This window comes from Nocardia sp. NPDC047654, from assembly GCF_043205035.1.
Taxonomy (GTDB): Bacteria; Actinomycetota; Actinomycetes; order Mycobacteriales; family Mycobacteriaceae; genus Nocardia.
Window position 1 is genome coordinate 53,998 of sequence record NZ_JBIDDF010000027.1, and the last position, 9,282, is coordinate 63,279.

General features: G+C 65.2%; 3 protein-coding genes. 2 read left to right on the forward strand and 1 reads right to left on the reverse strand.

Annotated features, from left to right (window positions below; all coding sequences use genetic code 11):
- The first annotated feature begins 75 nt into the window (after positions 1 to 75).
- Together mobF and ACGF7Y_RS35250 are read left to right on the forward strand one after the other, a co-directional pair.
- Entirely contained in the window at positions 76 to 6,090 is a 6,015-nt protein-coding gene (gene mobF / locus ACGF7Y_RS35245) for a MobF family relaxase (RefSeq protein ID WP_393241917.1), read from the forward strand.
- Between the two features lie 110 nt (positions 6,091 to 6,200).
- Entirely contained in the window at positions 6,201 to 7,388 is a 1,188-nt protein-coding gene (locus tag ACGF7Y_RS35250; RefSeq protein WP_393241919.1) for a multiprotein-bridging factor 1 family protein, read from the forward strand.
- Here ACGF7Y_RS35250 and ACGF7Y_RS35255 read toward each other — a convergent pair.
- The gene (locus ACGF7Y_RS35255) at positions 7,369 to 8,703 is read right to left on the reverse strand and encodes a serine hydrolase domain-containing protein (RefSeq protein ID WP_393241922.1); all 1,335 of its coding nucleotides are present in this window, start codon (positions 8,701 to 8,703) and stop codon (positions 7,369 to 7,371) included. The genes ACGF7Y_RS35250 and ACGF7Y_RS35255 overlap by 20 nt on opposite strands.
- Positions 8,704 to 9,282: the final 579 nt, after the last annotated feature.

A 9,282-nucleotide genomic window follows, 5' to 3' on the forward strand; every position in this document is an offset into this window, starting at 1 on the left:
GAAACGCTGGATTTGACTGAAAAATAGTCAAACTGAACCCTGGCAATATTTGCGTCGCGGGCGCTTGATGGATATATGACCGCGACCATTCATAAAGTCGTGGCAGGCAATGGCTATCAGTATTACCTGCGTAATGTCGCCGCGCACGACGCCAGCTCACGTGGCCGTGACAGCTTGGCCGACTACTACTCCGCACACGGGGAAGCACCCGGTGTCTGGCACGGCACCGGTTTGACCGCACTCGGCATCGCCGATGGCGCGGAAGTCACCGAAGAGCAGATGAAATCGCTGTTCGGACTGGGTCGTCACCCGAACGCCGAGCAGGTCGAAGCCGAGGTCTACGACGAGCAGATCCGCCTCGGTGCCAAGCACAAGGATGCGGCGCGCGCGGCCGATAAAGCGTCGCGTTTAGGCAACCCCTATCGCATTTACGCCGAGGTTTCCGCGTTCCGAAAACGATGCGCGAAAGCGTTCGAGCAACACAATATCGCGCACGGAGCAGACCCGCACGACGCCATTCCCGATGCAGAACGAGCGCGGATTCGCACCCATGTCGCGTACGAAATGTTCTGCGAAGAGTATGGGCGCGCGCCCTGTGATGCGCGGGAGTTGTCGGGGTGGGTGGCCAAGAACTCTCGGCCGAATACGACCGCGGTCGCGGGTTTCGACATAACTTTCTCGCCCGTCAAATCGGTGTCGGCGCTCTGGGCTGTGGCGCCGCGGGCGGTCGCGGACAAGATCGAACTCGCGCATCAGCGTGCGGTGCGCGACGCTTTGAGGTGGCTCGAACAGCACGGATTCTTCACCCGGTTGGGCCGCAACGGTGTGCGCCAGGTCGACGTCGACGGCATTGTCGCGGCGTGTTTCACCCACCGTGACTCCCGTGCCGGGGATCCGGACCTGCACACGCACGTGCTGATCGCCAACCGGGTGCGCACGCTAGACGGCAAGTGGCGCACCCTGGACGGGGCCGCGATCTACCAGGCCGTGGTCACCGTGTCGGAGATCTACAACACCCGCCTCGAGCACCACATGGAAGACCTGGTCGGCGTGGAATTCGCCGAACGCCCCGCGGCGGATCCCGCCAAGCGCCCGGTCCGCGAGATCGTCGGCGTCCCGACTCGATTGATCGAAGCGTGGTCTCGACGGGAAACAGCGATCAAGACGCGCGTGGGTGAGCTTGCGGCGGAGTTCCAGCAATGGTTCGGGCGCGAACCTGTCCCAACGGAAATGTATGAGTTGGCGCAACGCGCCACCCTGGAAACCCGCCCGGCCAAACACCACCTGCGGTCACTGGCCGAACAACGCGCCGACTGGCGCGCCGAAGCACTGAGCACGCTGGGTGGCCGGGAAGCGCTGTCACGGATGATCGTCGCGGCCTTGAATCCCGTGCGCACGCCGCGGGTTGCGGTCTCGGCGCAGTGGATCGCCCGCACCGCCGAGCGGGTGCTGGAGGTGGTCGCCGAGCACCGCTCGACGTGGCGGCCCAACAATGTCCGCGCCGAAGTCGAACGGCAGGTGCGCGGACATATCCGTGCCGAAGAGTGGGAACAGGTGACCGAGGCCGTTGTCGCTGACGCGCTCTCGCCCGCCCACTCGATCGCACGCGGTGATCCCGACGTGGCGGATGCGCCCGAACTGGGCCACGTGCCGGAGCTGTGGCGTCGCCGTCACGGTGCCAGCGTGTACACCGCGACCAATTCACAGCTGTACAGCTCGAAGCGGGTTCTGTCGGTGGAACAAGCGTTGATCGAGCTGTCGGTGCAGTCCGGCGCTCGCCAACTTTCCTCGGAGACGGTCGGTGATGCGGTGCGCGCGTACAACGCCGCGTATCCGGATCGTCCGTTGAATGCCGGGCAGGTCAGCGTGGTCGAAGGGTTCGCCACCTCCGGTCTGCGGGTGCACACCGCCAACGCCCCCGCCGGGACCGGAAAAACCACAGCGATGCGAGTGCTCACCGACGCCTGGCACGCCAGCGGCGGACAGGTCCTCGGATTGGCGCCCACTGCGGCCGCGGCCGCGGAGCTCGGCACGTCGATCGGCGCGCGCGTGGAGACGGTCGACAAACTTCTCGATGTTCTGTCCCGCCACACCCCGCACTTGGACAACCCCGCCTTGCAGCGGGATGTGCCGCCCGCGTTGCCGGAATGGGTGTTGCAGATCGACTCCGGCACGTTGGTAATCGTTGACGAGCACGTCAAGCTCGGTAATCTCAAACGCCTACGCCTGCTCCAGTTCGTGATCGAACGCGGCGCGACGGTGCGGTGCATCGGCGACGATCACCAGCTGCCCGCGATCGAAGCCGGCGGCGCTGACGCCGACATGCACGCCGCCGCCACCGACCAAACCCTGACCCTCTCCCACGTGGTGCGGTTCGCCTCCTCGGCGGAAGCGACCGCGAGTTTGCAATTACGTGAGGGTGATCCGGCAGCGCTGGGCTGGTATCTCGACAACGCACGCGTGCACGGCGGGCATCACGGCGCCACCCAAGACGACACCTTTACCGCGTGGATGAACGACCATCTCGCCGGGCGCGCGGCGATCATGCTGGCCGCCAACCATGAGGTCGTCGCCGCGTTGAACGCCCGCGCCCGCGCCGACCGGCTCGCCCGCGCGGGTGGCACTGTGGAGGCGGAATGCGCACTTGCCGACGGGCTTTCCGCGTCGGTGGGTGACACGATCCGTACCCGCCGCAACAACCGGCGACTGCGTGTCGGCGCCCGCGATTGGGTGCGCAACGGCGATACCTGGACCGTCACTGCCGTCCACGACGACGGCAGTCTCACCGGCGCCCGCGTGCGTTCGGGTGACGGAGAACCGGGCGAATGGGTGCGGTTTCCCGTCGACTACGTCGCCGCGCACGTGCGGCTCGGCTATGCCGCGACGATCGATTCCGCGCAAGGAATCACCGCCGATGCGTGCCATGTCGCGCTCACTGGAGGCGAGTCACGGCAGCAGTTGTATGTCGCGATGACCCGCGGTGTGCACGCCAACCACGCCTACATCCCCACAGCGTTGGACGGTTCGGAAGGCTCGTTTTGGAGCGAACCAGCGGTGTTTCCGCGCACCGCGGTGGAAGGGTTGGTGCGCATACTCGGCCGAGACGGTGCGCAGAAATCCGCGCACACACAGCTGCGCGACGCACTCGATCCACACACGCGCATCGAGCGCGCGTTCGACATCTACCTCGATTCGATCGGTGTCGCCGCCGAAGTAGCTCTCGGCACCGGCAGGCTCGATCGCATCGATCAAGCAGCCGAAGCATTGCGACCACACCTGACCGACAGCCCCGCCTACCCCGTGCTACGCCAGCACCTGGCCGCGATCGCCCTGTCCGGGCGCGACCCGGTCGCTGCCCTGCACACCGCCGCCGGGGCGCGGGAGCTCGACACCGCCGACGATGTCGCCGCCGTCCTGGACTGGCGTCTGGATCCGACCGGTACCCACTCCACCGGCACCGGACCGCTGCCGTGGGCGCACGGCATCCCCCGCGGCCTGCGCGACGACTTGGACTCCACTCAACTCACCGCCCGCGCCACCATCGTGGGCGACCTCGCCGCACAAATCCGCGCCGACGTGCAGGCGTGGACGCCGAGCACCGCACCGCACTGGGCGCGCCCCCTCGTCGGCGCCGACCCCGACCTGCTCGGTGACCTTGCGGTCTGGCGCGCGAGCTTGCACGTCGAGGACCGCGACATGCGGCCCACCGGCCCGACACGGTACAGCGCGCTCGAACGTGGGTATCAGCAGCTGCTCGACACCCGGGTCACCGACGCGATCGGCGATATTCACCGACCGGTCAACCGATGGGCCGCAACCCTCCAACGCCTCGATGCCCGGATCGTGGCGGACCCGTATTGGCCGGTCCTAGCCGACAAGATCGACGTCGCCGCCCGCGCCGGACTCGACATCGAAACCCTCCTGACCGACGCCGCCACACGACGGTCGCTGCCCGATGAGATGCCCGCCGCCGCACTGTGGTCACGCCTGCAACTGGAGCCCTCCGCCCTCGACACCGCCACCGGCCACCGCAACATGCGACCCGATTGGATCACCGACCTGCACCCCGTTCTCGGCGATGAGACCGCCGAGCGCGTCATCACCGACCCCGCGTGGCCCCGTGTCGTCGCCGCGATCGACCGGGCCACCGTCACCGGCTGGACACCAGACCAAATCCTCTCCACCGCCCACGAACTGCTGCTCACCGCCCAACCCGACAACACATTCGTCCTGCGCCCAGACCAGCTCGCCAACGCCCTGGCCTGGCGTATCGACGCGCTCCTCCACCACACCCCCGCCCCAGCCAACGACACCGCCAGCAGCCACGAACCCCACCCCACGACCATGCCCGAAACCACAAATCACCCCATCGGACAACCCAATTCCGACTTCGAACATGCCCGGAACGACAGCCCACGCCTCAAGGCCGAAGCGGCGCAAAGTCCCGTTACCGAACCCGCCGCCGATAACACACTCGGGACCGCGCTTCCCGAACACATTCGCACGGTGGCGCAACTGATGCACACCGGCCAGATCACCGCCGCGGTCGAAATGCTCGCCGACCTCACCGATATCGCCACCGAAGATCAACGCACCATACTCGCCGATATCGCGGAAACGCTTTACCGCAACAGCTTCCCCGTCGCCCGCGCACGGCTTCGGTGGGCCGGCGAACGTTACCCCCAGCATCGCGCACTCATCGAAGCCTGCACACCAGACACCGACCCGCACGTCTACCAACCCGGCACCGCACGCACCGAACCCGCGTATCGGCGCGAGCGACGCCACGAAGCCGCCCGCGACCGCCACGAATACATCAACCCTGCTCAGTGCCGCGACCCGCTCACCGATGCACAGATCGTTGCCCGCCGCGGGGAGCAGGACTATGTCGATACCCGCGCCGATGTCGACGACCTGCCCTACGACCGCGTCATTCCCGACGGCGTCGTGCATCACTACTACCGTGAGGCACTCCCCGACGACCGCCCGAAGTACTACGCGCTGGACTACGACCTCGCCGCTGTCCCTCACACCCGCTGGCTCGGATGCGTGGCCTGCGGCCTGGAACGCACCCGCACCGACGCCACCCCCGTGCCACCGCGCCGCGCGGACGACGGATTATGCGGGGAATGCCGCGACAACCATGTGCCCGGCATCCCCGACCACGACCCCACCGACCACATCACCGCCCGCTGCGACCACATCACCACGACCAACCCCGCACCCGCAGCCCTCGCGATGCTGCGCCGCGACTGGCGCGCCACCCACAACCCAACCCATCGCGTTGCGATCGAAGCCTGGCTTCGTGACCACCCGCTACCCGACACTGCTACGGAATCAACTTCCGACGGCTCAGCCACCGCTGATCCAAGTGTGAATAATCCGCTGTTTGCACTCACCGACGCTCAACTCGACGAGCGTATCGACCAACTTCACCAAAGCCTCGCGCTCGCCCACACCGACGACTTCCTGTACAGCCCGGCCCAGCACACCCCCGACCACGAACCAGACACCGACGAACGCATCCGCCGCCACACCGCAGCACAACAAGCCATCCGCGACGCCCGCATCGCCGAACAACACCTCCACACCGCAGCAAAACATTTCCACGCCATCGCGACCCAACTCGCCGAAACACGCGCAACCCTCGAAGCCACCCCCAGCTTCCGCCGCAGCACGCGACGTGCACTCCAGACCCGCGTCGACGCCCTCGTCCGCGAACAAATCAACCGCAGCCGCGAGCACACCACCGCGCGTGGTGCCGCACGCCAAGCCAATCGCGAAGCCATCCGGCTGGCCGGAACCGCCGACAACTGGGACCACCTTCTGCACAGTGATCCAGCAACTGTGCTCGATCGCCGACGCTCTACACGCGCTGACACCGAGGCCGAAGTCGCGCATATCACCGACATTTATCAACAGCTCGATGAATGCCGCGCCGAACAACACCGGCGCCGCACCCTCGACCCAGCTCAACTGGCACGCGAACAACGTCGTCGACCTGCTCGACCGACCGACGACATCGATCGAGAACTCAACGAGTCACGCGCCGAAACTCATCGGCAGCGCGATGACGAACTGGGTTTGTGACGTGTCCGCGCGGACGGTATCTCTTCCAAACCGCCGTGGACCGATCTGACGGTCGTTCAGACCGTTTCCGTCACTGGCGCGCCGGGATCGCCACGCGCAATAATTGCCCGGTGGGATTAGCCCCTCGTTCATTCGAACCGCGTGCCACAGCGGAAACACTGTTTGGTGCTGAACTTCGCGCTCGGCGGGTGGCTGCTGGGTTATCGCTGCGCCAGCTGGCACCACTGGTACTTGTCAGCCATGATCTGCTGGCGCGGATCGAGAAAGCGGAGCGACGCCCGCAACCTGATCTGGTGGATCGTCTGGACGCTGTCCTCAAGACGGGCGGGCGGTTGAGTCGTCTTGCTGCCCCGTTCACAGAGTCTGCCCGCCTGTCGACACGCCGCATCGAACTGGAGCCAGATTCGGCGGAGGTCACACTCCGCGATCTCATCGCGCGGGTGCGCGCTGCGGATCACACGATGGCCGCTGAACACCTCGATGAGGTAGTCGCTTACGCCGAGGCGGCGAAGCAGGTCGTCTTGCGGTTGGCCGAGGCCCATCGAACTTCCTTGCTGCGCGTCATCGCTGAGGCGCAGCAGCTGGTGGGTTGGATGCTGTTCGACCGCGGTAGTGTCGCGCTGGCCGACAAATCCTTCGTTGCCGCCAAACGTGTCGCCGAGCAGGCCGGCGCATTGGACTTGCTGGCGTTTATCGGGGGGCCAAACGCCGGCTTCATGAGCACGTGGACTGGCGATCCCGCACGTGGTGCCGAGCGAGCCTATGCGTCTCTGGCGTGGGCGCGACGGAGTGGCAACCGACGCTTGAACGCATTCGTCTCGACGATGGCAGCACGTGCCCACGCCAGGTTGGGCGAAGCGGACCTGTGCAGACAAATGCTGGCCACCGCTGAAGTCGAGTTGTCTCGACATCATCCGAGCGAGCCCGATCCCGTCTGGCTGGAGGTGTTCGATAATGCCGCTTTAGCTGGACATCGAGGATCATCGCTGCTCGACCTTGGCCAACTCCAGCCTGCGATCAGCTCTCTGCGCGAGCAGGATTCAGCCAGCCCGGCAGTCTTCGTGCGCAATCGAACTATTTGGCTGCTCGAGCAAGCCGAAGCCCAGCTTCGGATCGGTGACCAGGAAGCCGCCGCATCGTCAGTCGAAGAGGCAATGAACGGAGTCTCCGCAGGCTCGGTTACGCCAAGGGTATTGCACATGTTTCGGTCCGCTGATCTGAAACTGCGCACCTGTGACGGCAGGGCAGTCTCGCATGTCAAGGAGAGCTTGGCGACATTCATCGCGGAGTGCGGGTGAGCGGATAGGTTGCCCATCGCATTTCGACCCCTCCTGGCGTTTGATCGATTTCTAGCAGCTCACCTTGCAGTCTGCCTGCGGCAGCACGGAATCGCCCTGGCGCTTCCTCGATGAAACGAGTGCCGCCAGCGACGGGATCACTGAGCAGGGTCGCATGCAGCCCGTCGCGCTCCCATCGGAATACCAATTCGTCAGCTTCCGACCACCAGCTCCCGAGCATCGGTTGAATATGCTGTGGGCAGGGTGGCGCCGGGTGCCACGTCAGCGTTGGTTTCGGCTGCTGCGCTGCTGCGGCCATTTCCAGCACTTCCAGGGCGAGGTCAGCAGCCCTGATCCCTCGGGTGACATTCGCCAAGACCACCACTGTGAGCTCGGTGCCACGGTCCAGCATCAGTGCGGATTGGAAGCCCGGCATAGCGCCGGTGTGTCCGGCGAAGATACGGTCATGTCGCCGCTCCAGTATCAATCCCAGCCCCCAACCCCGTGTCCAGCGGACGGTGTCCACCATGACCTGAAGCGTGTGCATTTTCTCCACTACCGCCACGGGTAGCACCGTCGCGTCGCCTCCACTCAGCACGTGTCCCCAGCGCAACAGATCGCGCGGTGTGGACCACATTTGGCCTCCGACGCCGATCGCAGCCTGGTCCATGACCGGCTCGCGGTGCACGGCATCGCTGTGCGGGTCGAGCCTGTAGCCGACCGCAGCATGCGACGGTGGAGCCCAGCTGGTGTGGTTCAGCCCCAGCGGATTCAGCAGAGCTTCCGTGATCGAGGTATCGCACGGTTGATGGGTGATTTCTTCGATGATCTGACCGAGGACTGCGTAGCCGAGATTGGAGTAATGCCAGCGCTCCCCAGCGTCGGCGACTAGTTCGGCATGCTGGAACAGCTCACGGAGTTCCATTCGTGACGGTCCGCGCATGCTCTGCCACATGTCGGTGGGCGCTTCGCGTTGCAGGCCACTGGTGTGGGACAACAGCAGGCGAACTGGAAGGTGGCCGAAGGGGGTGCCCGGGAGGTATCGACCCACCGGGCTATCCAAAAGCAGCTCCCCGCGTTCGACAAGCAGCAAGGCGAGCGCTGCGGTGAAAGTCTTTGTGATCGACCCGATGCGGTAGCTGCTCTCACCAGTGACAGGAATCGAATTCTCGACGTCTGCGTACCCGACGGAGGCGACAGCGAACTGAACGCCCCTAGCACCGACACCCACAGTCAGGCTTGGGACTCGCGCAGTGGACTGCACCTCGGCTACGCGTGCCGACAGTGCCGCTTGGAAGCCGTTATCCATGAACTCCTCTCCATCAAGCACCAGCATCCCATAAGCCTTTACCGCGTTCTGTGGACAACCATTTTGTCAACAGCAAAAGCCTTCCACGACGCATTCCTGCAGGCCAGGGTAGGACCAGCACTCAGCGCGCCGTCCAGTTCTCTCCGCAGAACTTTGATGGCTGAGCGAGCTGGCTTCCGGATCCGGACCCAGTCAGCCGTTCGTCCGAGTGCCTCGATCAAGGAGGCCGTGGAATGCAGAACACGCAAGCAACCGAGCCACCGAAGCGAACAACGAGTGCAGCCCACACCAGGTGCGCGAGCCCTGCGACGCGCGACATGCCGCACCGCACCCAGTGCGCATCCAGATAGCGGCTCATGCCGTGGTCAGCGGCCCATCCGGTACGCCGTCGCAAAAGTGATGGTCGGCTGCATCGCTCCCACCGGCCAAGTCCGACGACTACCGAGGAGTTAATGCCATGTGGTTCGGATACGCACGAGCGGAACTTCTGACTACCCCGCAGGCTCGTGATTGAATCGCCCCGGCGGGTCGGGAGACTTCATCTGTTGAGGAAGGATGAAGTCCGTGAGTTCGAAGAAGTACCCGCCGGAGCTGCGTGAGAGGGCT